The organism is Romboutsia sp. LXY-2, from assembly GCF_056171995.1.
Window position 1 is genome coordinate 1 of record NZ_JBKFGI010000047.1, and the last position, 389, is coordinate 389.

1 rRNA gene is annotated in these 389 nt (G+C 55.0%); it reads left to right on the top strand.

Annotated features, from left to right (window positions below):
* Positions 1-389: ribosomal RNA gene (locus ACI48P_RS22240) — 23S ribosomal RNA — on the top strand; the annotation flags it as partial.

A 389-nucleotide genomic window follows, 5' to 3' on the forward strand; every position in this document is an offset into this window, starting at 1 on the left:
AGAAGAGAGCTTGATTGCAAGACATACAGGTCGAGCAAGGACGAAAGTCGGACTTAGTGATCCGGTGGTACCGCATGGAAGGGCCATCGCTCAACGGATAAAAGCTACCCTGGGGATAACAGGCTTATCTCCCCCAAGAGTCCACATCGACGGGGAGGTTTGGCACCTCGATGTCGGCTCATCACATCCTGGGGCTGTAGTAGGTCCCAAGGGTTGGGCTGTTCGCCCATTAAAGTGGTACGCGAGCTGGGTTCAGAACGTCGTGAGACAGTTCGGTCCCTATCCGTCGCAGGCGTAGGAAATTTGAGAAGACCTGTCCTTAGTACGAGAGGACCGGGATGGACGCACCTCTGGTGTACCAGTTGTTCTGCCAAGGGCATAGCTGGGTA